Annotated in this window: 19 protein-coding genes; 9 read left to right on the forward strand and 10 right to left on the reverse strand. The window is 68.7% G+C overall.

Annotated elements, in window-relative coordinates; all coding sequences use genetic code 11:
- Positions 1 to 11: 11 nt before the first annotated feature.
- The 3 genes from L1885_RS01765 to L1885_RS01775 all read left to right on the forward strand — a co-directional run bounded on the left by L1885_RS01765 (position 12) and on the right by L1885_RS01775 (position 8,010).
- A complete protein-coding gene (locus L1885_RS01765) occupies positions 12 to 2,987 on the forward strand; it encodes a DEAD/DEAH box helicase (protein WP_235795134.1) in 2,976 nt (991 codons plus the stop codon).
- Positions 2,987 to 7,111 (forward strand): Eco57I restriction-modification methylase domain-containing protein, encoded by a 4,125-nt coding sequence (locus L1885_RS01770; RefSeq protein ID WP_235795135.1) that lies wholly within the window; start codon positions 2,987 to 2,989, stop codon positions 7,109 to 7,111. The genes L1885_RS01765 and L1885_RS01770 overlap by 1 nt, the downstream gene beginning before the upstream one ends.
- Before the next feature lie 80 nt (positions 7,112 to 7,191).
- On the forward strand, positions 7,192 to 8,010 hold the full coding sequence (locus tag L1885_RS01775; RefSeq protein WP_235795136.1) for a hypothetical protein: 819 nt from the start codon (positions 7,192 to 7,194) through the stop codon (positions 8,008 to 8,010).
- A gap of 49 nt (positions 8,011 to 8,059) precedes the next feature.
- Here L1885_RS01775 and L1885_RS01780 read toward each other — a convergent pair whose 3' ends face one another.
- The 3 genes from L1885_RS01780 to L1885_RS01790 all read right to left on the reverse strand — a co-directional run bounded on the left by L1885_RS01780 (position 8,060) and on the right by L1885_RS01790 (position 10,238).
- Positions 8,060 to 9,040, reverse strand: coding sequence for a hypothetical protein (locus L1885_RS01780; RefSeq protein WP_235795137.1), 981 nt, complete (start codon positions 9,038 to 9,040; stop codon positions 8,060 to 8,062).
- A gap of 131 nt (positions 9,041 to 9,171) precedes the next feature.
- Positions 9,172 to 9,363, reverse strand: a complete 192-nt coding sequence (locus L1885_RS01785) for a DUF397 domain-containing protein (protein ID WP_235795138.1) — start codon at positions 9,361 to 9,363, stop codon at positions 9,172 to 9,174.
- A complete protein-coding gene (locus tag L1885_RS01790) occupies positions 9,360 to 10,238 on the reverse strand; it encodes a helix-turn-helix domain-containing protein (RefSeq protein ID WP_235795154.1) in 879 nt (292 codons plus the stop codon). The genes L1885_RS01785 and L1885_RS01790 overlap by 4 nt, the downstream gene beginning before the upstream one ends.
- Positions 10,239 to 10,438: 200 nt before the next feature.
- On the opposite strand from L1885_RS01790, the gene L1885_RS01795 reads away from it, so the two are divergent.
- Positions 10,439 to 10,891 (forward strand): ATP-binding protein, encoded by a 453-nt coding sequence (locus tag L1885_RS01795; protein WP_235795139.1) that lies wholly within the window; start codon positions 10,439 to 10,441, stop codon positions 10,889 to 10,891.
- 100 nt (positions 10,892 to 10,991) lie between these two features.
- On the opposite strand, the gene L1885_RS01800 is transcribed toward L1885_RS01795, so the two are convergent.
- Positions 10,992 to 11,501, reverse strand: coding sequence for a nucleoside deaminase (locus L1885_RS01800; protein ID WP_235795140.1), 510 nt, complete (start codon positions 11,499 to 11,501; stop codon positions 10,992 to 10,994).
- Between the two features lie 14 nt (positions 11,502 to 11,515).
- Entirely contained in the window at positions 11,516 to 11,773 is a 258-nt protein-coding gene (locus tag L1885_RS01805) for a hypothetical protein (RefSeq protein WP_235795141.1), read from the reverse strand.
- A gap of 9 nt (positions 11,774 to 11,782) precedes the next feature.
- Here L1885_RS01805 and L1885_RS01810 point away from each other — a divergent pair, with 9 nt between their 5' ends.
- Positions 11,783 to 11,956 carry a hypothetical protein gene (locus L1885_RS01810; RefSeq protein WP_235795142.1) on the forward strand — a complete coding sequence of 58 codons (174 nt, stop codon included), beginning with the start codon at positions 11,783 to 11,785 and terminating at the stop codon, positions 11,954 to 11,956.
- 89 nt (positions 11,957 to 12,045) lie between these two features.
- Here the strand turns inward: L1885_RS01810 and L1885_RS01815 are convergent, their stop codons facing one another.
- On the reverse strand, positions 12,046 to 13,836 hold the full coding sequence (locus L1885_RS01815) for a hypothetical protein (protein WP_235795143.1): 1,791 nt from the start codon (positions 13,834 to 13,836) through the stop codon (positions 12,046 to 12,048).
- A 514-nt stretch (positions 13,837 to 14,350) separates the two neighbouring features.
- Between L1885_RS01815 and L1885_RS01820 the strand changes: the two genes are divergently transcribed.
- A complete protein-coding gene (locus L1885_RS01820; protein ID WP_235795144.1) occupies positions 14,351 to 14,506 on the forward strand; it encodes a hypothetical protein in 156 nt (51 codons plus the stop codon).
- A gap of 7 nt (positions 14,507 to 14,513) precedes the next feature.
- On the opposite strand, the gene L1885_RS01825 is transcribed toward L1885_RS01820, so the two are convergent.
- Together L1885_RS01825 and L1885_RS29070 are read right to left on the reverse strand one after the other, a co-directional pair.
- Positions 14,514 to 15,086, reverse strand: coding sequence for a PIN domain-containing protein (locus tag L1885_RS01825; protein ID WP_235795145.1), 573 nt, complete (start codon positions 15,084 to 15,086; stop codon positions 14,514 to 14,516).
- Positions 15,087 to 15,145: 59 nt separating this feature from the next.
- Positions 15,146 to 15,604 (reverse strand): helix-turn-helix domain-containing protein, encoded by a 459-nt coding sequence (locus tag L1885_RS29070; RefSeq protein WP_235795146.1) that lies wholly within the window; start codon positions 15,602 to 15,604, stop codon positions 15,146 to 15,148.
- Between the two features lie 465 nt (positions 15,605 to 16,069).
- Between L1885_RS29070 and L1885_RS01835 the strand changes: the two genes are divergently transcribed.
- From L1885_RS01835 to L1885_RS01845, 3 genes are all read left to right on the forward strand, one after another.
- Positions 16,070 to 17,884: a DUF4357 domain-containing protein gene (locus tag L1885_RS01835; RefSeq protein WP_235795155.1), complete on the forward strand. Its 1,815-nt coding sequence runs from the start codon at positions 16,070 to 16,072 to the stop codon at positions 17,882 to 17,884.
- Positions 17,885 to 17,946: 62 nt separating this feature from the next.
- Positions 17,947 to 19,269 (forward strand): McrC family protein, encoded by a 1,323-nt coding sequence (locus L1885_RS01840; protein ID WP_372481839.1) that lies wholly within the window; start codon positions 17,947 to 17,949, stop codon positions 19,267 to 19,269.
- A gap of 88 nt (positions 19,270 to 19,357) precedes the next feature.
- A complete protein-coding gene (locus tag L1885_RS01845; RefSeq protein WP_235795147.1) occupies positions 19,358 to 21,493 on the forward strand; it encodes a UvrD-helicase domain-containing protein in 2,136 nt (711 codons plus the stop codon).
- A gap of 115 nt (positions 21,494 to 21,608) precedes the next feature.
- Here the strand turns inward: L1885_RS01845 and L1885_RS01850 are convergent, their stop codons facing one another.
- A complete protein-coding gene (locus L1885_RS01850; RefSeq protein WP_235795148.1) occupies positions 21,609 to 23,264 on the reverse strand; it encodes an N-6 DNA methylase in 1,656 nt (551 codons plus the stop codon).
- Positions 23,265 to 23,711: 447 nt separating this feature from the next.
- Positions 23,712 to 24,041 carry a hypothetical protein gene (locus L1885_RS01855; protein WP_235795149.1) on the reverse strand — a complete coding sequence of 110 codons (330 nt, stop codon included), beginning with the start codon at positions 24,039 to 24,041 and terminating at the stop codon, positions 23,712 to 23,714.
- Positions 24,042 to 24,052: the final 11 nt, after the last annotated feature.

The raw sequence follows: 24,052 nt of genomic DNA on the forward strand, positions 1-24,052 counted from the left end.
CGAGGAATCTCATGAGCCTCACGTACACCGCCGGTTCGCTGGTCGCCGCCCGCGGCCGTGAATGGGTGGTGCTGCCCGAGAGCGCCGCCGACATGCTGGTGTTGCGCCCTCTGGGCGGGAGCGAGGACGACGTCGCCGCGGTGTTCCCCGCGTTCGAGGAGGTGCGGCCCGCCGAGTTCGCCGCACCGAGCGCGGCCGACCTCGGCGACCAGCGCGCCGCCGGCCTGCTGCGCACGGCGCTGCGCGTCGGCTTCCGCTCGGGGGCCGGCCCCTTCCGTTCCCTGGCGTCGATCGCCGTGGAGCCCCGCGCCTACCAGCTCGTCCCGCTGCTGATGGCGCTCCGCCAGTCCACTGTGCGCCTGCTGATCTCCGACGACGTCGGCATCGGCAAGACCGTCGAGGCGGGACTGATCGCCAAGGAGCTGCTCGCGCAGGGCGAGGCGAGCCGGCTGGCCGTGCTGTGCTCGCCGGCGCTCGCCGAGCAGTGGCAGGGCGAGCTGCGGGAGAAGTTCGGCATCGAGGCCGAGCTGGTCCTCGCCTCCACGGTCTCCCGTCTCGAACGTGCCCTGGAGCTGGGCCAGTCCCTCTTCGACCGGCATCCGTTCACCATCATCTCGACGGACTTCATCAAGTCGACCCGCCACCGCGAGGACTTCGTACGGCACTGCCCGGACCTCGTCATCGTCGACGAGGCCCACAGCTGCGTCGCGGCCGACGACGCGCAGGGGGCTGCCTCGTCCTCACCGGCCTCGCACCAGCTCCGCTACGAACTGCTCCGCAGGATCTCCGCTAACGCCGACCGCCATCTGCTGCTGCTGACCGCGACCCCGCACTCAGGCAAGGAGTCGGCGTTCCGCAACCTGCTCGGCCTGGTGCGCCCCGAACTGGCGTCGCTCGACCTGGACGAGCCGGCCGGACGAGCAGCTCTCGCCGAGCATTTCGTGGCCCGCAAGCGTGCCGACGTCCGCTCCTACCTCACCACCGAGGACGGCCTGGCGGACGACTCGCTGGCCGAGCGGACCGCGTTCCCGTCCGACCGCTGGACCAAGGACGAGCCGTACAAGCTGACGCCCGCCTACCGGGCCCTGCTCGACGACGCCATCGCCTACGCCAGGGACCGCGTCCAGGCCGCCGGGGAGCAGGGCGGGCGCGAGGCCCGTATCGCCTGGTGGTCGGTGATCGCGCTGCTGCGCTCAATGGTCTCCTCCCCGGCCGCCGCCGCCCAGACCCTGAAGACGCGCTCCGAGTCCGCCGCGGCCCGCACCGCCCGGGAGGCGGACCTGCTGGGGGCCCCGGTGTCCGCCGACTCCGCGGACAGCGACCGGCTGGAGGGCATGGACGTGGCGCCTGGGGCCGCCGAGACGGAGGAGGCCGGCGCCCGGCTGCTCGAACTCGCCGAACGCGCCAGCCAGCTCACAGGACCCGCGGAGGACGCGAAACTGAAGGCGCTGACCCGCCACCTCAAGGGCCTCGTCGCCGACGGCTACCACCCGATCGTCTTCTGCCGGTACATCCCGACCGCCGAGTACCTGCGCGAACAGCTGGACGGCAAGCTCGGCAAGAAGACGAAGGTCGCGGCCGTGACCGGCACGCTCTCCCCGCAGCAGCGGCTGGAGCGCGTCGAACAGCTCGGCGCCGCCTCCTCGGAGGAGGCCGGCGACCCGGCCGTACGCCGCGTGCTGATCGCCACCGACTGCCTCTCCGAGGGCGTCAACCTCCAGCACCACTTCGACGCCGTAGTCCACTACGACCTGGCCTGGAACCCGACCCGCCACGACCAGCGCGAGGGCCGTGTCGACCGCTACGGGCAAAAGCGGGACCAGGTGCGGGTCATCACCATGTTCGGCGAGGACAACGGCATCGACGGCAAGGTTCTGGAGGTCCTGTTCGCCAAACACCGGCAGATCAAGAAGGACCTCGGCATCTCCGTCTCCGTGCCCGACGAGACCGCCTCGGGCGTCACCGACGCGGTGGTGGAGTGGCTGCTGCTGCACGGCCGGCAGGGCAGCCAGGAGTCCCTGTTCGACCTCGACGGCCACCAGGAGTCGTTCGACCGGATCGACCGGGAGTGGAGCTCGGCCGCCGAGCGGGAGACCACCTCCCGCTCCCGCTATGCCCAGCGCGCAATCCACCCCGAGGAGGTGGCCCGCGAGGTCGCCGCCGTACGCGCCGCCCTCGGCGGCGCCGGCGAGGTCCGCGACTTCGCCCTGGAGGCGCTGCGCGGGCTGGACGCGCTCGTGCGTGACCCGCGCGACGGCAGCGGCGACTTCACCGCGCAGGTCGGCGGCACCCCGGCGGGTCTTCGCGACGCGCTCGCCGCCACCCTCGGCGGCCGGCTCGTCGAGGAGGACCGCGAGATCCCCTTCCGCGCCACTCCGGCGATCGCGCGCGGCGAGGCGGCCCTCGTCCGCACCGACCCGGCGATCGGCGCGGTCGCCTCGTACGTCCTGGACTCGGCGCTCGACCCGAACGCGCCCGGCCCCCGGCCGGCCCGCCGCTGCGGTGTGGTGACCACGGACGCGGTCGCCATCCGCACGACGCTCCTGCTGGTCCGCTACCGCTTCCACCTCACCCTGCCCTCCCGCAGCGGCGAACGCCAACTGGTCGCCGAGGACGCCCGGCTGCTCGCCTACGAGGGCGCCCCGTCCCGCGCCCGCTGGCTGGACGACGAAGCAGCCGCCGCGCTCGTCGCGGCTCTCGCGACCGCGAACACGCACGAGCAGCTGGCCCGCAACCAGATCACCCGCGCCCTGGACGGCCTGCCCGACCTCTCCGGGCACCTGACGGAGTACGGCAAGGGCCTCGCCGCTGAGCTCGACGCCTCGCACCGCCGGGTCCGCAAGGCCAACGAGGAGATCGTCCGCGGCCTGAAGGTCGTCCCGCAGGAACCGGCGGACGTCCTCGGCGTCTACGTCTACCTGCCGCACCAACCCGCCGCCGGGGCCTCCCCCGCCCCTGCCGCCACCGTCACGGGAGCCGAAGCCTGATGCCCGCCGCCACCCGCACCGCCCTGGCCTTCACCGCCGTCACCACGGTCGGCGGGCTGCTCCCGGCCGACATGCTGCTGCGCGTCGCCGAGGCCCGGAACCTTCCCGGCACCAAGTCGGCGGACTACGGCCTGCCCGCCTCCGTCCCCGTACGCGACGAGGCCGAACGCGCCTGGGAGTACCTCAAGCCGCTCTGGCGCGACCTGCGCGCCGCCCTGCCCGCCGACCCGGAGACCGGGGCGCCCGCCGCCGACCCCACCGGCCGCGCCGGCACCGACTGGCTCGCCCAGCTCTTCCGGAAGCTGGACTTCGGCACGCTCACCGAGGTCGGCCCGGGAGGCATCCCGGCCGACACCGACCCGGACAAGCGCTTCCCCGTCTCCCACCGCCACGGCCCCGCGCTCGTGCACCTCATGCCCTGGAACCACGAGCCGGACAAGCGGCCCGCGCCCGGCCAGGTCCCCGCGCAGTCCATGCTCCAGGACTGCCTGAACCGCACCGAGGCGCACCTGTGGGCCGTCCTCACCAACGGCCGCCGGCTGCGCCTGCTGCGCGACTCCTCGTCCTTCGCGACCGCCGCGTACGTGGAGTTCGACCTGGAGGCCATCTTCGACGGCGAGCTGTTCAGCGAGTTCGTCCTGCTGTACTGCGTGCTGCACGCCTCCCGCTTCGAGGTCGCGGAGGGGACGGCGGCTTCGGGGTGCTGGCTGGAGAAGTGGCGCACCGAGGCCGTCACCTCCGGCGCCCGCGCCCTCGACCAGTTGCGCCTGGGCGTGCAGAACGCGCTGACCGCGCTCGGCACCGGCTTCCTGCGCCACCCGGACAACAGCGCGCTGCGCGAGAACACCGACCCGAAGGCCCTCAAGGACGCACTGCTCCGCCTGGTCTACCGCCTACTGTTCGTCTTCGTCGCCGAGGACCGTGACGCCCTGCTCGACCCGGACGCCGACAAGCGGCAACGCGAGGCGTACGAGCGCTACTTCTCCTCGGTCCGGCTGCGCGAACGAGCCCGCCGCCGCCAGGGCACCGCCCACGGCGACCAGTACGCCGCGCTGCGCATCGTCCTCGACGCCCTCGGCACCGAGGGCGGCCGGCCGGAACTCGCCCTGCCGGGACTCGGCGGCCTGTTCTCCCGCACGGACGCCGACGCCCCGCTCGACGGGCTCAGCCTGTCCAACGAGTCGCTGCTGACCGCCGTCCGCCACCTCGCGCAGATGCGCGACGTGGGCGCCCGCCGCTGGCGCTCCATCGACTACCACCACCTGGACGCCGAGGAACTGGGCTCGGTCTACGAGTCGCTGCTGGAGCTTGAGCCCAAGCACTCGGCGACGGACCGCTCCTTCGAACTCATCGAGGTGGCGGGCAACAGCCGCAAGACGACCGGAAGTTACTACACCCCGTCATCGCTCATCGAGTGCCTGCTCGACACGACGCTCGACCCGGTGATCGACGATGCGGTCAAGCGCGGCGAGAAGCGCGCCGGGGAGGCCGGCCGCCCCGACCCGGCCGAGGACATCGTCAGCGAACTGCTGTCGCTGACGGTCTGCGACCCGGCCTGCGGTTCGGGCCACTTCCTCGTCGCCTCGGCCCGCCGCATCGCCAAGCGCGTGGCATCGGTACGCGAACACAACCCGGAACCGACGACCGACGCCGTACGCCACGCCCTGCACGAGGTCATCGCGCGCTGCGTCTACGGCGTGGACCTCAATCCGATGGCCGTGGACCTGGCGAAGGTCTCCCTGTGGTTGGAGGCCCTGGAACCGGGCAAGCCGCTGAGCTTCCTGGACGCGCACATCAAGCGGGGGAACGGGCTGATCGGGGCTACGCCGAAGCTGCTGGCAGGGGGTGTGCCGGACGAGGCGTTCAAGCCGATCGAGGGCGACGACAAGAAGTACGCGTCCGGTCTGGTCAAGCGCAACAAGGCCCAGCGGGCCGGTCAGTACGAGCTGCTGTTCGGCGCGGACACGCTGCCCGGTAATGACGCGTACGCCGCCGCGATGACCCGTATCACGGGGGTCCGTGCCGACCGCCTGGAGGACGTCCACGCCCAGGAGCGCGCGTACGGGGAGTACGTCGAGTCCGCCGCGTACGTCCAGGACGTACACGCCGCCGACGCCTGGTGCGCGGCCTTCGTCTGGCCGAAGCACCCGGGCGCCCCGGAGGCCCCGACGGACCAGGTCTTCCGCGCGCTGCGTGGCCGGGACCAGTCCGCAGCCCCGGACACGACCCATGCCGAGATCCTGCGGCTTCGGGACCAGTACCACTTCTTCCACTGGCACCTGGAGTTCCCGGAGGTGTTCGCGGTCCCGGAGTCGGGGGCGGGCGTGCAGCCGGGGACGGGGTGGGCGGGCGGGTTCGACGCGGTGGTGGGGAATCCGCCGTGGGAGCGCGTCAAGCTCCAGGAGCAGGAGTTCTTCGCCCAGCGCAGCCCGGAAATCGCGACGGCGACGAACGCGGCGGCTCGCAAGCGACTCATCCTCGCGCTGCGCCAGGACCCGGACGGCGCCGCCCTCGCAGCTGACTTCGAGGCCGCGAAGCGCCGCGCGGAGGGCGAGAGCCACTTCCTGCGGGTCAGCGACCGGTTCCCACTGACGGGGCGGGGGGACATCAACACGTATGCGGTCTTCACGGAGACGGGTCGCACGCTCACGGGGGCGCGCGGACGGACGGGGGTCATCGTCCCGACTGGGATCGCCACGGACGCGACGACGCAGTTCTTCTTCAAAGACATCGTCACGAAGGGGCAACTCTCCGCGCTGTATGACTTCGAAAACGAGGACAAGATTTTCCCCGGAGTCCACAACCAGATGCGGTTTTGCCTGTTCATGCTGCGAGGGTCGGGGAATCTGCACGACCCTGCACGAATGGTATTCAAGGTTCGACAGCCTGGACAAGTCGCAGAGCGCTCCTATCTGTTGACAGGCGAAGACATCCTTACACTGAACCCGAATACGGGCACCTGCCCCGTATTCAGCAGCAGGCGCGATGCAGACATCGCCCTCGGCATCTATCGTCGCATTCCGGTTCTGATCAACGAGGTCAGAGGGACGGCTGGGAACCCCTGGGACATCACATTCATGTCCATGTTTCATATGTCCAATGATTCCCACTTGTTCCGCCCGGACGCACAGAGCGGCGAGACATTTGACGATCTCCTCAAGGACGGCTGGAGTCTTCAAGGGAACATCCTGAGCCGGGGAGACAAACGTCTGCTCCCTCTGTACGAGGCGAAGATGCTCCACCACTACGACCACCGCTTCTCGACGTATGAAAATGCTACAGAGAAACAACTGAATAAAGGAACCCTCCCAAGGTTTACCGTGGATCAGCATCAGAACCCGGAAGCGGCTCCGCTGCCACGCTACTGGGTTCCCGCGGAGGACATTCCTACCGGCAAGCTGGACAAGAACAACGAGGAGATCAAGGCACCGGGCGTTCAGAGTCGGCTGGCCGCGAAGGGTTGGACTCACAGTTGGCTGCTCGGCTGGCGCGACATCTGCCGAGCGAGTGACTCCAGGACGTCAATTCCCGCTTTCCTGCCCGTTTCTGGCGTTGGGGATAAATTCCTCCTTGAGCTCCCCGGAGTCCCGACGAATTTGATTGCCTTGCTGGGCACCTGCCAAACGTCATTCATTTTCGACTACGCAAGTCGCCAAAAGCTTGGCGGCACCAGCATGAAGTATTTCACGTGGCGTCAACTTCCAGTGCCTCACCCAGACTCGCTGGATATTCATACCACCTTCGCCAATTCACGTGTACTGGAACTAATTTACACTGCCACCGATATGCTTTCCTTCGCCCGCGAACTTGGTGATTCAGGCGCCCCCTTCGTCTGGGACGAAACCCGTCGAGCCATCATCCGAGCCGAACTCGACGCCCTTTTCTTCCACCTCTACGGAATCACCCGCGACGACACGGCATACATCATGGACACGTTCAACGTCACCCGAGACAACGACATCAAGGCGCACGGCACCTACCGCACCAAGGACCTGATTCTCGCCGAGTACGACCGCATGGCCGCCGCAGGTCTCACTCTGGAGAATCCCCTCATCGAGGGCGAGGGCGGCACCTACCGCTCGACCCTGACCCCGCCTCCCGGCCGGGGCCCCCGCCACACCTGATACCGGCGACACAGTTTGGCCCGCGATGCGCGCAGCGCAACGTCAACAACAGCCTGAACGACGGATGCAGGGAGACAGTGATGGCCAAGAGCAAAGACATCGAGAACCCAGAGTCACGCTTCTCCGCAGTGCTGGCGGCCGCGGCAAGGCTGCCGGGGGTGCGCATCGACAGGGAGGCGTACCTCCGAAAGGCGCTGGCCCGCTACTGCTCCGATGACGAGATTCGCAGCGCGATCGAGGAGACGCCCGCACGGGCGGGCATCCCCATCGAGACCCTGGACAAGGCAGCCACCGACTCCATCAAGTACGAAGCCGCCAAGGCCAGCGCGCTCTCCGCCGCTGCCGGGATACCCGGATTCGTCGCCCTCCCCGCGACCGTGCCCGCCGATCTGGCCCAGTACTTCGGCCACATGTTGCGCATCGCACAGAAACTGGCCTATCTCTACAGCTGGCCAGATCTCTTCGCCACCGACAGTGACGACCTCGACGACGCGACCAAGGGAGCACTCACGCTCTTCTTCGGCGTGATGTTCGGGACCCAGTCGGCGAACACTGCTGTGGGCAAGGTCGCCGAGATGATGTCGAAGGAGGTCGCCAGGAAGCTACCGCAGAAGGCACTCACCCAAGGCGTCATCTACCCGATTGTAAAAAAGGTCGCGAGCTACCTCGGTGTTGAGATGACAAAGCAGACCTTCGCGAAGACCGTCTCGAAGGCCATCCCTGTCGTCGGTGCCGTCGTCTCAGGCGGACTCACGCTTGCGACTTACCTTCCCATGGCCAGAAGACTCAAGAAGCACCTGTCGAGCTTGGAGCTGACCAAACCCTCACACCGACCAACGCGGGTGAAGGGCGTAGACGTTGAGGGGGTCCAAGGCGCAGACCAGGTGCAGCAACAGTGATGCTCCCGCACAGCGCCTTCCCCCGGCCGCGAAGCTGGTCGAGCGCCATTCACGCCCCGGCGGGTGCCAGTGGCCCGGCCTCGGTAAGCCCACCCGCAAGGAGCTGACGCACCAAGGCCCGGCCCCGGATGGCCGCTGCGGTGTGTTCGGATGCCGTGTCCGGGCGTGGTGCGTCCAGGTCCTCGCAGTGGCGGCAGGTGCCCTCATCTGCCGTTGGCCGGCCGCAGGAGGTGCATTCGTGCCAGCGCGGCGCCTTGGGTGCGGCGGGCGGCTCCACGGCCGGCGGGAGTTTGCGGGTGAGGCGGTCGCGGAGGAGGGCGGAGACGCTGTGGATCTGTCCGGGCAGGCCGCCCAGGAGGGCGTGGGCGAGCTCGCGGGGGCCGTGGCCGCGTGCCAGCCAGGGCGCCACCAGCGGGGCGAGTGCCAGTGCCTCCGCCGCGCCGAGGAGCAGACGCGGCTCCTGTGCGGTCACGCGGTGGAGGAGCGCCGCCGCCTCGCCCATGGCAGGGTCGGAACCTTCGGGGAAGGTGGGTACGGATTCGGGCTCGCCTTCACCTGCGGTGGAGGCGCATGCCTCCTGCCCGCCCGCTTCCGCGTCCGTCACGGTGACGGTCGCCGGCAGCTCAGGAGGGAGGGTGGGTTCTTTCCCCCGGTCCTTTACTGGGTGGGCGCCCGTCTCTCCGGCCGCCACGGGGCCGGGCCCCGGGTCCTCGGCACTCGGCGGCTCCGTCCAGGCCCCCCGGGGCACGTCGTACACGTGTGCGTGACTGCTGAACGTGCCGTCCGCGCGCCGTACCCGCTCGACGAGGTAGTAACTGAACGAGGTGAGTTCACGCAGGGCCTTCGCCACGGCGTGACGACCCTGGGGGCTGGTGTCGGCCATCTTCCGGCCGTCTTCGCGCCAGCCGTCCGGCCTCGACAGGAGGTCGACCAGCAGGCCGCGGGCAGTGTAGGACAACCGCCGGTCCTGCAAAACCGCGTTGGGCAGGACGGTGAAACCGCGCGTGGGGCGGCTACGATGGATCTGCATGGGGAGTTGCTGCTCCTTGTGCCGGACCCCGGGGCGTTGGCGCGCTGCCGGGGTCGCATATTGAGTTTGTCGTGACAGAAAGTACCACGCCTCTCACACAGGGTGGCACGGCGTGGTGTCCGCCGGTCTGCTCAGCCGCCGGAAGAGAAACGCACGAACTGCGCCCAACTGTGGCGCCCGACCGTGAAGTCCGGTCGGGTTTTGTCCTTCGAGTCCCTTACGTGGATGCCTCGTTCAGTGACTGCGACCTCAACACAGTCATCACCCTGGCTGCCGCTGTAGCTGGACTTGAACCAGGCAAGTTCCTTCATGCCGTTGCTCATAGCTCTCCTCGCAGTCGCTCCAGCAGGTCCCGAGATTCTCTGGGGTTCAGGGCCTGTGAGCGCAGTGTGTCATAGCGTTGGGAGAGCAAGCCCACCTCTTTACGGTCGGAGATCAGACGCCCGTTCTGCTGCCCCTCGGAGTAGCCCACCTTCTGCCCATCAGCGGTCTCCAGGAGCCGAAGGGGCCCATCCAGGCACGCATGCAACCCAGCGTCCAACGGCACCACCTGCAACGTCACGTTGCGCGGCGCCGTGCGCTCGACGACGTGGTCGAACAGCTCGCGCATGGCCTGCGCGTCGCCGAACCGCCGCCGGAACACGTGCTCTTCCACGATGAAGCTGAACGGCACCCTCGGCCGGTCCCGCATCATGGCCTGCCGCTCCATTCGCGCGGCGAGCTGCGCCTCAAGCTCCTCGTCGGTCCGCAGTGGGATCGTGCCCTCGAACACCGCCCGCGCATACGCCTCAGACTGCAACAGGCCCGGCACCAGCCGGCACTCGTACGTGCAGAGGCTCACCGCCTCCCGCTCCAGCCGCGCCCAGCGCCGGAACCACGCAGCGAGGCCCACCTCGCCCCGCGTGAGGTGGGCCGAAGCCTTGCGCAGGGCACCGGTGTTGCCCAGGACCTTCTCCGCCCGTTCGACGAACGCCTCGTCCGGCATGCGGCGGCCCAGCTCCACCGACTCCACCGTGTGCTTCGAGAACCGGACGCGCTCACCGAGTTCGACGCGGCTGAGCCCGGCGTGTTCGCGCAGGGCCTGGACGACCGCCCCGAAGGTACGCAGACTGTCCGACGGATGCGGCTCCCGCTCACACTCCCCCGCCACGGCGACGGCGCGACCCTCGCCGCCCGCCCCTCCCTCCGCCCCGTCCATCACGCCCGCGCCGACGTCGCCCATCCCGCAGCCCCTTCCCGGCAGGACGCCCCGTGACGAGCCGTCACGAACTCTACGCCCGCGCCGACTCAGCGTGACGGATCACAGCCCGTACCGTCCACCCTCCGTGCCCGTACGCTGACTCCGCGTACGGGGCGCGGTGCTGGCCCCACCCGGTTCCCGGCGGCCACTGTGGCGCCATGAACCAGCTCGTGCCGCCCGCGCGGACCGCTCCCACCCTCACCTTCGCGCAGTTGCTCTCCTCGACCCGGCGGGGAGCTCGGCTCGCGCGGCTCCTCACAGTGACCGAGCTGCACTCCTGGGGCGCCCCTCCCGCCCTCACGGAGCGTGCCGAACTCGTCGTCGGGGAACTCGCCGCCAACGCCGTCCTGCACGGCCGAGTGAACGGCCGCGACTTCTGTCTCGGGCTCACCCTCGACGGGGCGGGCAGCCGGCTCACCGTCGAGGTCACCGATGCCTGCGGGGAGCGCCACCCACAGCCGCCCCCAGTGGAAGCAGCGTCGGACGGTCTCAGCACGGGCGGACGCGGCCTGCTGCTCGTCGACGCCCTCGCCGACCACTGGGAGACCGTTCCCTACCCGCCCAGCGGCAAGACCGTCCGCGCGACCCTCATCACCCCCGGTCGCAACTGAGCGATCGCCCGCCCCGCTCGACAGCGTTCATGAGCACGGTCGTGCCGAGGGAGGCCAGGAGCCCGAAAGGAACCTCGCTACCGCCAGCAGACGTCCCGGGCTACAGCTTGGGAACCACTGGCTCGGGCAGGCCATCCGCCCACGCCTTCAGCACGGAGACGGCGTCCGTCTTGATTTCGCCGTCCGCGCCTTCCTCTTGGAGGGATCGATGGTCGTTCGGCAACGTGAGTTCACGGTAGAGCTGGAGGTCTTCGAATCCGTGGGCGGCTACGTCCCGGCTGCTGGCCCCGAACACCAGCCTCGGGATCCGCGCCCAATAGCAGGCGACCAGGCACATCGGGCACGGCTCGCTGCTGGCGTACATCACGCCGTCTTCGAACAGGTGCCGCCCCAGCGCCTGTCCCGATGCCCGCAGAGCCATCACCTCGGCATGAGCTGTCGGGTCACGCAGTTTGACCACGGAGCTGGTGCCTTCGCCGACGATCTCCCCGTTGGCCACGACCAGCGCCCCGAACGGGGTGTTCCCGCCGTCTTCCAGGGCGTGGCGCGAGATGTCGACTGCTTGCTGCAAGTACTTCAGATCCATCTGGCTGAGTGAGCCGTCCGGCATGGCTGCTCCTTTTGCTACAGGTAGAACGACGGGTCCGTGTCCGCGAGCGGACCCTGAAGGTCTACGTACCCGCTGAGCGGTGTCGTGCTCCTCCCCCGTGACAGCAGTTCCACTACTGGAGCTGCCAGTTCCGGGTTCGTCCACGTTCCGTCCCGGTGCGTGGTGATGACATCCTCGACGCCCACGTCGGTCTGATCTCCGCCGATGATCAGCCGGTGGATGCGCAGTCCAGGGTGGTTGAGGAGGACCGAGCTGCAGCTGAGTCCGTACATCCACTCTTCATGAGCGGCATTGAGCACAGCGAGGTCCCCGTCCAAGGCGCCCCGCGCCGTCGGGAGATTGTGGAGCACCAGACGGTCGACACGCAGATCGGATCGGCGCACACACAGGTCGAGCAGGAAGTCGTCGACTTCCTCACGCAAGGCCAATTGGCCAGGGCGCAGCCAGTCGAGTGAGCACTGCACGACCAGAAGCCGGTCGAAGCGGTGGGAGCGTTGGCGGGGCAACGCGTGGCGCCAGACGGAGGCGTCGAAGGCGGTGGCGGTCATGCCGCACCTGCCGTGGCCACGGGGTCGGCCCACTGGATGATGCCGAGGCGCCGGATGATTTCCTCCACAGGACCGGCCGAGGATGGCTGATCGTCCGGGATGGGCAGGGTACGGGCAGCAAGCTGGTGGACGACGGCGATCACATCTTCCGGGAGACGTTCCAGGAACAGACGCAGTTGCCCGGCGCCGTCCTCCGGGCGTAAAGGCGCCAGACGGCAGGCGATGGCCAGAACACAGCCGGCGATCCGCTGCCGGGGCTCGATCAGCGGAACGGGCACGGGGTAGCTGCACGATCCCAGCAAGGCGCTGCTGCGGGACCACAGGGACGTCGGATGTTCGCCGCGGCCCATCAGGCGCATGAGCGCGATACGGGCCTCGTCGGCGGTGGAGACGTACCGGTGGGAGGCGTAGGTACGTACATAAGCCGCCAGAAGGCGGCGGTCGGGGGTGAACTCGGGACGGACAAGGGCCGCCGGGTGGGGCACGGACGTGTTCCGCAGAGTCGTCAGGGCGCCTACCGACACCAGCGTCCAGGTGCGGTCGAACTCCTCGACGTTGACGAACGCGTCCCTGGCGCGGTCCGCCTGCGGGGAGTCCACGCGGGCCTCTTCGCTACCGAACAGTGCCGCACGCAGCTCGGTGAGGATGGACGCACCGTCCCAGTAATTGCCTCGGAACTTGGTGCCGGTGAGCAACTCGAACGCCGGATAGAAGGCATTCGCCTGGGCCGAGCCGTGGAACTCCACGAACTGCCGGATCCATGCAAGGACGCCGAGCGGGCTGTCGACAGCGGTACCCAATGCGGTGTCCGTGTCGGCGAACGGCGGGTCCGGGTCCAGGGTGAAGGTGATGGTGTCCCGGGCGCGAACGCTGAAAGCCACCAGGTCTCGTGCGGCGGCGGGAGCGGTGACGTGACGTGTGGACATGATCCACGCCGTGCCGGCCAGCCAGGCAAGATAGCGGCCGAGGTGCCCGGCAAGCGCGGCGGCCTCGTCCCGTGTCAGCGCTCCTGCACGGTCTTGCCCCCGTGCGGTGTCGATCTGAACCAGCAGGGAGTCGACGAGCCGTTGCGCGGACGCCGCGGCGACCGTGCTGTCCAGGCGCCCTGCCAAGGCGGCCTTGGCCAGCCGGTGCAGCACCTCCAGGTGGAGGCCGGCCCGCCCATGCGCCCCGGCGAAGGCGCTCGGCAGCGCGGTGAGCTCCTCGACGCGGTCCCGCACGCCGTTGCCGTCATTGGCCACCACTGCCGCATCCAGTTCGCGCAGGTAGGCACTCAGCAGGTCGTCGGTGGCGACCCGTCTGGACACCGCCGCGATCGGCTCGTGCCTGTCGGCGAGACGCCGCTCCAGGGCCTTGCTCAGCAGGCGCTTGCGTCCGCCTGAGCTGGCCAGACCGAACAGCCGGGCGAAGGAGAAGATTCCCAGCGCGTCAGCGAGCAGGAACAGCACCGCTCCCAAGGTGGAGAGGGTGTGCACACCGGTCAGGAGACCGACGCCCAGCAGCATTGCCCCCAGCCAACCGATCACCACCCACGCACGGAAGGCGATATGCGCGTCGATCTCCTTCAACGACGGCCACGCACTCGAAGCGGAGAACGACAGCGCGAAGATCACGGCCTCACCGGTCAGAATCGTCGCGAAGAACGCCACGCTGACCTGTGTCGATCCCATCACCCGGCTGTCGCCCGCCGGGTTCAGCACCGCCAGCGGAATCGTGCCCGCGACAGTCACCGCAGCGACCCAGATCCCTAACCTCTGTCGGCCGCCCTGCCGACGATCCGACGTCATGAAGGCTCACTCTCCCCCGTCCGCGAGAAACCCGTCGCGCCCTGCCTTCCGAACCTTCATCCTACGGACGGCGACGGAGCTCCGGATGTCTGTATCTGTGCCGACGTCAAGGAGGCTGAAGCACGGACCGAGCGGCGGCGGGACGGCGCCAATGTCAAAGTCCGGTGATTGACGACGACGGGCAAGCCGCCCGGTTTCATGCCGCGCCCCCTCCGGCGCAGTCCCCGCCGTCACCGTCCCGACCTGACTCGTGCGAGGCCTACGCGCTCCCACCCGGTGCGCCGCTGTGTTGTCATCGGCCTGGAGCGACAGGAGCCGCGCACCGCGGTGTCCGGGACGGGAGGCTCCGCGGGGGCCATCTGGTGCGTTGAGCTGCCCGGACGCGCCCGTACGCCCCCGAACGCCACCTCCCCGCCCGCACCCCGGCGGGCCAACCATCGGCCCCATGGATGACGACGCGAACACGGTGGCCTGCGCGGCCGGTGGATGTGACAACCGCGGGCCCAAAGAGACAATGACCGAGTTGGACGGCGGCATGTGGCAGTGCGAGAAGTGCACTCGGGCCGTCATCGCGCAGGGTGAGCTCGACCACCTCCTGCCCCGCGACCGGGCCACGCTTACCCGGCCGGTGGGCGACCCCGACGAAGCCGCCCACCGCGGTGCCGCGTAGCGCGTTCTCAGACGCCCGGGTCCCCGGGAGGATTCTGGCGACCGGGCACGGAGACCCGATCGACCTGCCGAACGATCCGGACGTCGAGGCGGCGGAGCGCCTCCACACTGTTCGGCATCTGAGTCTTGGCCAGGGTTTCGATCACGTCCGCGGTGCTGAGCGGGGGACGCCTGCACAGGTTGGAGATCTTCTCGATGATCCCGTACACGGTCTCAGGGGCCTCGGAGATGCGAGCTTCCAGGAAGTCGTCGGGATGCACGGCCTCGACGTTCCAGGGTTCCAGGGCCTCGCGAGGGAAGTCGCGGAGGTTGGCGGTCACGATGCACTGGGCCTTCGCCCGGATGGCCGCGGCCAGGACGTGGCGGTCGCCCGGATCGGGTAGTTCGAGGCTCGCGACGATGGGCTCGTAGCCCGCGACGCGCCAGTCACGAACCGACGTCCGCATCTTGGCGCGCATCACGTCGAGCTTGTCCGCGTCCAGGTCGGGCCGGTTGTTCTTCAGGTTGCGGAACATCTCGTCGAGGATCTCTTCGGTCCACTTGGCACGGACCAGACCGGCCTGCGCCACGCGGAAGAGCACGTGGCGCAGAGTTCCGGGTAGAGCACGTTCGCGTCGTAGACGGCGACGAGGGGCATCGACTACATCAGTCCCATCTCCTGATCGAGCTGGAGCAGCTCGTCGGCGGCAGCCTGACGCCGTGTGTCGTCCTGCTGCTTGTACTCGAAGAGGGACGACGCCTTGATGCGCCGATGGGTTCCCACCGTCCTGTACTCGATCTCACCGGCGTCGAGGAGCCCGATCAGGAACGGACGCGACACGTTGAGCATGTCCGCGGCCTGCTGGGTGGTGAGTTCGGCGTCGGCGGGCACGATGGACACCCCTCGGCCGGCCCCCAGATGACCGAGCATGCGGGCCAGGAGTTCGACAACCTCTCTGGGGAGCGTGAGGGGCTCCGGCTCTCCGTCCTCGACGGTGACGGTGACCTCGGCTCGGTCCTGGTGTGTGTCCAGGTAGCTGCGGACTCGCGTGAGAGCGTGGTTCGCCGCTTCAGCCTGGTTCGGGGGGAGTTTGACGGGCCTGATGTCTGTCTTTGTCACGGTGCACCTCTGGTCGGGACGATCGCAGAGTGGCGTGCGGGTGCGCGCGAGGGCTGCTGCACCAGCACTCACTGAACGTAGTATCCGAAATATTCGCAGCAAATGCAACACTTAAACGCGCGCCCCGAGGGGGTCGGAGCGCCCGCGGCGGCCACGACCTGCGGAGACTTCCCTCAGAAGGCGCCGCCCGGGAAGCCCGGACGGCCACAGGGCGTGGCTGCGTCGCCATCCCGAGCGCGCGACCACCGGATGCGATGGAGACGGTCAACCCGGCAGGTCAAATTGTTTACGACGTCAACGCCGCAATGAAACCTGCTCACTCGGCCCGACCTGCGCATACGCTCAAGAGAAAGCCCCGATGGGCCGTCGAGAGGGTCACGGCAAATACATAGAGAGTCCATTGACGACGTCAACAGGTAGTACAGTCTTCCGTGCTTGCACATCTCGGCGTACCCGGAGGTGCCGATGCCGCAGCTCGACCGCCTTCCCGACATGCCGGACGTCCGCATCAAGCTCCCCAACGGCATGGGAGAGGCACACGGACATCTGCTCGCGGAGCTGGGCGGCAACGGCTCGCACACGTTCCTCCTGCTGAAGGGGTCGGCGGTCGACCCACGGGCGCGTCCCGGAATCGGGGACCACGCGCGCCGCATCCGCACGGAACTACGCACGGACGGCGGGCTTGTCGACGCCGCCCCTGATCCGGGCCGGCCCTCGGCGCCGTCCCACTGGGTGGCGAGCCGCGACATCGTGTGCAACTCCTCCTCGGCCGCCGCCGGTCTGGTGTACGGCTACGACGCCTCCGGCCCCGAGTCCTGGCGCACCGCCGAGGGTCACCAGCTCGGCGACTACCTGTCGGCCTGGCGGCCTCCTCGCAAGGCCTGGCTGGTGCGCGGCAACAACGTCTCGGGGCACAACCTGGTCCAGCGTCTGTGGCTGAAGGACGGATTCGTGTCGCTGGCGGGCGCGTACCTGCACCGCCTGGAGGAGAGTGAACCGACGAAGAGCACGCTGCGCCGCTTCGTCGAAGAGGGCTACGAAGGGGCCGCCTCCTACAACCAGAAGCAGGGCCTTGTCGACGAACTGCACGCCTTCCTCACGCAGATGCGCGTCGGCGACACGGTGGTGACCATGGCGGACGGCCGTCTGTACGCCGGAGTCATCGCCGGGGACGCCACGCAGACGGCCTCACCGGACGGTCTGTCCAATCTGCGCAGAGCGACCGCGTGGCAAGCGGAGAGCCACGCGTACGAAGCGCTGCCCGCGGACGTGCAGCAGCGGTTCTCCGCGCAGCGGGACGTTGTCGATCTGACCGGGGTCCTGGAGGCACTGGACGTACTCACGGGGCCCCTGTCACCAGTCGGCACGACGGCCGAGCGCCAGGCTGCCCCCAGGCCGGTCCACCGGGAGCTGTCCCTTCCCGACGTGGGCGAGGAGCTCACCCGCGAACTCCTCGTCCACGACCCGGCATGGCTCTCCGAGATACGGGAGCTCCTGCTCGATGAGCAGCAGTTGGTGTTCTACGGGCCTCCGGGAACGGGCAAGACGTATCTGGCGATGAAGCTGGCCGAGCACTTCGGCGGCGGCCCGGAGCAGGTCAAGATCGTGCAGTTCCACCCTTCCTACTCGTACGAGGACTTCTTCGAGGGCTTCCGTCCCGTTGAGGACCCCGAGACGCACGAGGTGGCCTTCAGGCTGACGGCGGGCCCCCTGCGGGAACTCGCGGACCTGGCCTCCCGCGAGGGCAGCCGGCACATCCCGCACTTCCTGATCATCGACGAGATCAACCGCGCCAACCTGGCAAAGGTCTTCGGAGAGCTGTACTTCCTCCTGGAGTACCGCAGGAAGTCCGTGCGGCTCACCTACTCCGGTGACGACTTCGCGCTCCCGCAGAACCTCTTCGTGATCGGCACCATGAACACGGCGGACCGGTCGATCGCGCTGGTTGACGCCGCGATGCGGCGTCGCTTCGCCTTCGTGGAGCTGTCTCCGCGCACCGAGCCGACCTCGGGACTGCTCGGTCGCTGGCTGGAGCACGAGGGCCGGGACTCCGAGCCCGCCCGCCTCCTCGACGCCCTCAACACACGCATCGGCGATCCCGACTTCGCCATCGGACCCTCGTATCTCATGAAGCCCGGTGTGTACCGTGAGGGCGGGCTCGAACGGACCTGGCGGACGAAGATCCTCCCGCTGCTCGAAGAGCACCACTACGGCGAAGGCATCGACATCGCCGACCGCTACGGCCTCGACGCGTTGCGCGACCCGCAGGGGCCGGCATGAGCCCGGCGCCCGTGAGGGGCACGAGCGCGGGCGCAGGTGCGCGGGCCGCGACACGTACGGCTCTGGTCGGCGCACCGGATTCGTCCGCACCCGAGGTGGTGCTGCGTGAGTGGGGTAGCGCGGTCTCCGTTCCCCTCTCCGCCGCCAACGGGCGGAGCCTGGCCGACTCCGGCATTCTGCGGAGCGCGACGCCCGATCCCGAACGCAGCGGACACTGGCTGCTGCGCGCGGGCAGCCGCGTGGGTGCCGTGCGCACAGCGGGAGGCCTCCTCGTACGCATCATGCCCAAAACCCCGGTGAACCGGCTGTTCTTCCTCCTCGGCTTCAGTCTTGATCCGGCGCGCGCGTGGCGCGACAGCAGGGAAGGCAGCGTCGATACGGGCTCCTACGACGATGTCGTCCCTGCCCTCGCCCACGCGGTGGAGCGAGGGATCGACGCCGCACTCCAGCGGGGGGTTCTCCAGGGCTACCGGACGGTGGAGGAGTCGGCGCTGGTCTTCCGTGGGCGGCTGCGCGAGGGTGACCAGATCCGGCGCCACTTCGGCCGCACACCGCCCGTGGAGGTCAGCTACGACGCCTACACCGCAGACACGGCCGAGAACCGCATTCTGCGCGCTGCTGCCGAACGGCTGATGCGACTCCCCGGCGTCCCGGCACTGGTCCGCCGGCGACTCGCCCACCAGCGCGTACGGCTCGCCGACGCCCAGCCCCTGGTACGCGGACAGGAGCTGCCCCGCTGGCAGCCGTCACGTCTCAACGCGCGCTACCAGAGAGCACTCCACCTCGCCGAGGCGCTGCTGCGCGGCATCTCTCCCGAGCACCGGCCGGCCGGGGACGAACCGCTCGCCGTCGACGGTTTCCTCCTCGACATGAATCAGCTCTTCGAGGACTTCGTCACCGTCGCCCTGCGCGAGGCGCTGCGGAAGCACGGTCTGACCGCGCATCTCCAGGACGGTCACCACCTGGACGTCGGAGGGCACGTGGCCATGCGCCCCGACCTTGTCGTCCGTATTGGTGACGGACGCGCTCCACTCGCTGTCGTCGACGCCAAGTACAAGGTGCGAAAGCCCGGCAAGAACCACAACGCGGACCTGTATCAGGCCCTCGCCTACGCCACGGCCCTCGGCCTGCGCGAGGCGCATCTGGTGTATCCGGCCGGGGAACAGCCCGAACGCGTCTACGAGGTCCGGGGACCGGAGGGCGCGAGTGCCCTCGGAACGGGAAGAGCGGCGGCAACGGCCGGAACGGCACCCGGGACGGCCGGACAGGGTGTACGCCTGTATCAGCACAGCCTCGACATCGCTCAGCCGTCCGGTCAACTCCTGGCGTCTCTGGCGGGTATCGCTGAACGGCTGGCCGCTGCACACGCACATTCACGATCATGAAAGACACAGAGAGCGCCCCTCACCCGGGGCCCTCTCCTCGACCGGAGTCGGACCACGGTCGGCCCCGACCAGGCAGAAAGGAAAGGCCATGCCTCGGCTCGCCTTCGCTCAGAGCTTCTGGGACGGCTACGACGCGCTGGAGAAGCCCGTCCGATCCGGCGTGCGCAAGGCCATGGCCAAGTTCCATGCCCTGACCGTGGCCCAGCTCAACGCGGACAAGGGACTGCACCTGGAATCCGTGGAAAACGCCAGGGACGGACGGATGCGCACGATCCGCATCACCGACTTCTGGCGGGGTGTCGTCCTCGCGCCCGACGACGGCAGCGACGTGTTCCTCCTAGTCAACGTCTTGCCGCACGACGACGCCTACACCTGGGCGGCGAAGCGCCTGTACAGCGCGAACACCGCGACCCGCGCCCTGGAGGTCCGCGACGCTGCCGCCATCGACGAATTGACACCGCTCTACGAAGATGCCGCCCGCACAGCGCCCCGGCTCCTGCTCGCGGGCGTCTCCGACGGAACTCTCCGGGAACTCGGTGTCGACGACCAGGTGTTGCGCGCTGCCCGTTCCCTCGTGGACAAGGCCCAACTGGAGGCGTTCGCGACTCTCCTTCCCGAGGACCAGTTGGAGGTCCTGCAATACCTTGCCGAGGGCTTCACCCCGGAAGAGGTCTACCAGGATGTCGTCGCCGTCCGCCGACCGGTCGACGCACCCGCCGAGCCGGTGGAGGACCTGGCCACCGTGATCGCCAACACTCCCGCGCGCATCAGACTGGTCACCGGGCCGCAGGAACTTCAGGAGATGCTGGAGAAGCCCTTCGAGGCCTGGCGGGTCTTCCTCCACCCCTCCCAGCGACGCATCGCCTACCGCGCCTCGTACGGTGGACCTGTTCAGGTCAGCGGCGGGCCGGGGACGGGCAAGACGGTGGCCGCCCTGCACCGTGTGAAGCATCTGCTGGGTACGTCCGAAGACGGGCGGGTCCTGCTCACCACGTTCACCAACGCGCTCGCGGCCGGGCTGCGCGACATGCTGGAACTGCTCCTCGACCAGGACGAGAAGCTGCTGGCGCGCGTCGACGTGACGACCGTCGACGCGTACGCGAACGGCGTTGTGCGCACCAAGTCGGCCACGGTGCCGAAACCGATCGGTGACCGCGAACAGCGTCAGCTGTGGGAGAAGACCGTCAAGCAGCTGAAACTCCCCTTCACCGCTCAGTTCTTCGCCCAGGAGTACCGCCACGTCGTCCTCGGCCAGGATCTGCGCGACCTCGACGCGTATCTGGCCGCGAGCAGGCGCGGACGTGGCACGGGGCTCGGCCCCGCACGGCGCAGGGAGGTCTGGAGCGGGGTCGAGCGGTTCGAACAGCTCCTGCGCGACCGCGGGGAGACCACCCACCTGCGGGTCTGCACGCGCGCGGCGGACCTGCTCGCCGACGGGCCAGCGCCGTACCGCCATGTCGTCGTGGACGAGGCACAGGACCTGCATCCCGCCCAGTGGCGTGTACTGCGTACCGCCGTGTCCCGCGGCCCCGACGACCTCTTCCTCACCGGCGATCCCCACCAGCGGATCTACGACTCCCGCGTGTCACTCGGCTCTCTGGGGATCGCGACGACGGGACGCAGCTACCGCCTGCGGCTCAACTACCGCTCCACCGAGGAAATCCTCGCCTGGTCGGCACGGCTCCTCGCACCGGTCGCGGTCGACGCCCTCGAAGGCGAGGGCACGGACTCGCTGGTCGGCTACCGCTCCCTGCTGCACGGACGACTGCCCCAGGCGAAGGGGTACACAAGCCGCCAAGAGGAGGCCGAAGCCGTGGTGGCGCGCGTACGGGAACTGCTCGCCGACGGCCTCGCACCGCGCGAGATCGGCGTGTGCGCGCGGTTCAACCTCTCGCTGGACGCCGCCGAGGACAAACTCAAGGCGGCGGGCATCCCGGTGCTGCGTGTCAAGGGGCAGGGCACGCAGGGTACCCAGGGAGTGCGGCTCGCAACGATGCATGCGATGAAGGGCCTGGAGTTCCGGGCAGTGTCCGTCCTCGGCGTCGGGGAGGGCAGCGTCCCGTTCTCACGCGAGATCACCCCGCGTGAGGCGGATCCGCTGCAGCACGACGCCGATCTGCTGCGGGAACGCTGCCTCCTCTTCGTGGCCTGTACACGCGCCCGCGAAGCCCTGCATGTGACGTGGAGCGGAGTCCCGAGCCCGTTCCTGACGGGTGCCGTCTGACGAACGGGTCGACGGCACCGGGCTGCGGGAACCGCTCGATCGCCCTACCGAGCGCACCCCACAGCCGACTGGCGCCGGCCCGCGGAGCTCTGACATCAGAGCTCTTCTCGGGCGCTCAGTCCTGGGGTGTGAGGGCTCCCGAGGCGAGGCCGTGGCGGGCCACCTCGGCGAGCCGCCCGCTCAGCTCGTCGACCTTCCGCATCCCTTCCTCGAACGCGGACACGGCTCGGAAGGCGGAGCCGTACCGGCGCTGCTGCTCGATACTCATACGAGGAATGCGTGAACCCTTGACGTCAGGTCGGTAGGTGCCGCTCGCGCTCGTGGCCCGGCGTGTGCTGGCGGAACTGCGCAGGAAGCCCTGGAGATAGTCGGTGTCGAGCTGTTCGCTTGCCGAGACGGGCTCGGTGCCGTCGTACGCGACAAGTCCCGCACGGGTCAGATCCGAAACGCTGGCCGTGGCACCGTCGAGCCAGCTCGGCCCGTCACCCCGTGAGAGCTCCGGGAGTACCGTCGCGAGCCGACGGATCTCGTCCTCCAACTCCTCGCGCAGCGCCGCGTACTCGCCGGGGTAGTCGCGGTGGCCGGCTCGGAGGTGGCTGCCGGGCGTCAGATCGACCACGTCGTCGAGCAGATCGATCAACCGCACATCGGCCACCTGATCGGGGCGTGGTTCCAGACTCCCGTCAGGACCGTTTCCCGTCAGGTCGATCATCCGCACAGTGAGGTTGGCGTCCGAATCCCCGCCTCCCTCAGGGCGCCGAAGACACCAGATGTGCACAGGCAGCGCATGGGACGTCGCCGTTCCCGGGGGCAGCGCAACCACCTGGCGCACGATGCCTCGGCGCACGAGCTCCGCACGAATACGCCGGCCGGCCTTGCGATAGGCGACCGACGCGGGCATGACCATGAGTACCTGGCCGCCCGGCCCAGTGTGCGCGTAGGCGTGCTGAAGCCACGCGAGCTCGCCCTCCGCCTTGGACGGGGTACCGAGCTCCCAACGGGAATCGAGCAACAACTCCTCCCGGCCCCACTCCGTCACACCGGCCGGCGGATCGCACACGACGAGGTCCGCCTTCAGGTCGGGCCATGCGTCTGCGCGCAGGGAATCCCCCGCTTCAAGGCGCACATGTGGCCGCTCCATGATCTGTGCACGGAGCCCTGCGAATCGAGCGCTGTCCGCGTCCAGATCCTGTCCGCGGTAGCAGATGCCTGTTCCTGCGACGCCGGAAAGGAGCAGCACCCCGATTCCACAGGCAGGATCAAAGACCGTGGCACCGGGGCGCAGCTCGGGAGCAAAGTGCCGGACGGCGTGCACCACACGCGCGGAAGAGACCTGATCTGACCCGGTACGCCTGGCGGAGTCCATGAACCGCTCTGTCAGTCCGTTCACCAGACCGACGGGCGTTTCAGTCCGGGCGAGCGACCGCACCCGATCAGCGATCTCCCGCGGCGGGCCCGAGTCACGCCCGCCCACCAGAACGCCTGCCACCGCCGACAGACCGACGATCATCTGATCACCGTAGGCAGCGCGCATGGCCTGCCACAACTCGACCTCGGGCGAAACCTCCTGCCCCTTACGCTGCTTGTCCAACCACCGCTGGACGTCTGCGAGAGCGTAGAGCGGGCTGTTCGCCGCGCCTCCGGCGGGAGGGGGAAAGTCCTCATAACGGCGACGCCAGTTGGAGACTGCGGCCCGGGTGACACCGGCCAGCCGCGCGATCTCGGAACCTGTGACGAGAGGACCGGAGGGGGAGGAGGCATGGTCCATCATAGTTCCAGCGTACACGGGCAGCACCGGCGCAATGCATTCGCGTGGCATGTTGACGGAATACACACACTTCGTGAACTTCTCGCGTGCACGCACTCCGTCGCGAGCGTGCGCTTGGATCGCAGCCCGCCGCATCTACACCGCAACAGCCGAGATCACCCCAGAGGGAGCGGCGCCGTGCGGGTGCCGAAGATCGCGGCGGACGCGTAATCCCCTCGGGCCTCAGGGCAACCGGCTGGGAGGGCAGGCTGGAGCGAGGACCAGGATGCCGGTGGTCCGCCGAGGGTCGTCCTTGGACGGGCAGCCACAGAATACTCCTCTGCATTTCCGCTGCGCAGCTCCCCGACTGGGGCCGGTAATTCCCGGTACGGAATTCACAGCCGGCAGTCCGGTTGACACTGGAGTGCTGCCACCCTACCCGGCAGGAGTACCCGCCGGAGCATCCTTCCGTCAGCCAGACAGCAAGTCCTCGACATATTCCCGCAATTCCGGCAACAGTTCATCACGATTCAACTCTTCAAGTGATGAAATATGCTCGACGGCAACGTGTCCTGTCGACGCAAGTTCAAGGATCGCATGCAATTCAGCCTCCAGAGCGGCGGCGTCTTTTTCGGCGACTGCTGTCGCTGCAAGCAGTGTCGCCAAGGCCGAAGCCTGGGCCGGTGCATACGAACTCAGACGGTCGGTAATCTCATCTGCCACGCCTTCCCGAACCTTCGGATCGGCATCCAAGAGCATGCGCAGGATGGCGAGGAATTCGTGAGATCTCATCAATTTCATCCACTTGCAGA

Source organism: Streptomyces fuscigenes (genome assembly GCF_021556455.1).
GTDB lineage: Bacteria > Actinomycetota > Actinomycetes > Streptomycetales > Streptomycetaceae > Streptomyces > Streptomyces fuscigenes.

What these genes read in the sequence shown, in the direction of transcription:
- L1885_RS01855 (WP_235795149.1), bottom strand. Translation starts at nt 24,041, where the DNA reads ATGAAATTGATGAGATCTCACGAATTCCTCGCCATCCTGCGCATGCTC.
- L1885_RS01820 (WP_235795144.1), top strand. Translation starts at nt 14,351, where the DNA reads ATGACCGAGTTGGACGGCGGCATGTGGCAGTGCGAGAAGTGCACTCGG.
- L1885_RS01835 (WP_235795155.1), top strand. Translation starts at nt 16,070, where the DNA reads ATGCCGCAGCTCGACCGCCTTCCCGACATGCCGGACGTCCGCATCAAG.
- L1885_RS01765 (WP_235795134.1), top strand. Translation starts at nt 12, where the DNA reads ATGAGCCTCACGTACACCGCCGGTTCGCTGGTCGCCGCCCGCGGCCGT.
- L1885_RS01850 (WP_235795148.1), bottom strand. Translation starts at nt 23,264, where the DNA reads ATGATGGACCATGCCTCCTCCCCCTCCGGTCCTCTCGTCACAGGTTCC.
- L1885_RS01810 (WP_235795142.1), top strand. Translation starts at nt 11,783, where the DNA reads ATGAGCGGCATTGAGCACAGCGAGGTCCCCGTCCAAGGCGCCCCGCGC.
- L1885_RS01800 (WP_235795140.1), bottom strand. Translation starts at nt 11,501, where the DNA reads ATGCCGGACGGCTCACTCAGCCAGATGGATCTGAAGTACTTGCAGCAA.
- L1885_RS01770 (WP_235795135.1), top strand. Translation starts at nt 2,987, where the DNA reads ATGCCCGCCGCCACCCGCACCGCCCTGGCCTTCACCGCCGTCACCACG.
- L1885_RS01845 (WP_235795147.1), top strand. Translation starts at nt 19,358, where the DNA reads ATGCCTCGGCTCGCCTTCGCTCAGAGCTTCTGGGACGGCTACGACGCG.
- L1885_RS01805 (WP_235795141.1), bottom strand. Translation starts at nt 11,773, where the DNA reads ATGTACGGACTCAGCTGCAGCTCGGTCCTCCTCAACCACCCTGGACTG.
- L1885_RS01785 (WP_235795138.1), bottom strand. Translation starts at nt 9,363, where the DNA reads ATGAGCAACGGCATGAAGGAACTTGCCTGGTTCAAGTCCAGCTACAGC.
- L1885_RS01775 (WP_235795136.1), top strand. Translation starts at nt 7,192, where the DNA reads ATGGCCAAGAGCAAAGACATCGAGAACCCAGAGTCACGCTTCTCCGCA.
- L1885_RS01790 (WP_235795154.1), bottom strand. Translation starts at nt 10,238, where the DNA reads ATGGACGGGGCGGAGGGAGGGGCGGGCGGCGAGGGTCGCGCCGTCGCC.
- L1885_RS01795 (WP_235795139.1), top strand. Translation starts at nt 10,439, where the DNA reads ATGAACCAGCTCGTGCCGCCCGCGCGGACCGCTCCCACCCTCACCTTC.
- L1885_RS01815 (WP_235795143.1), bottom strand. Translation starts at nt 13,836, where the DNA reads ATGACGTCGGATCGTCGGCAGGGCGGCCGACAGAGGTTAGGGATCTGG.
- L1885_RS01780 (WP_235795137.1), bottom strand. Translation starts at nt 9,040, where the DNA reads ATGCAGATCCATCGTAGCCGCCCCACGCGCGGTTTCACCGTCCTGCCC.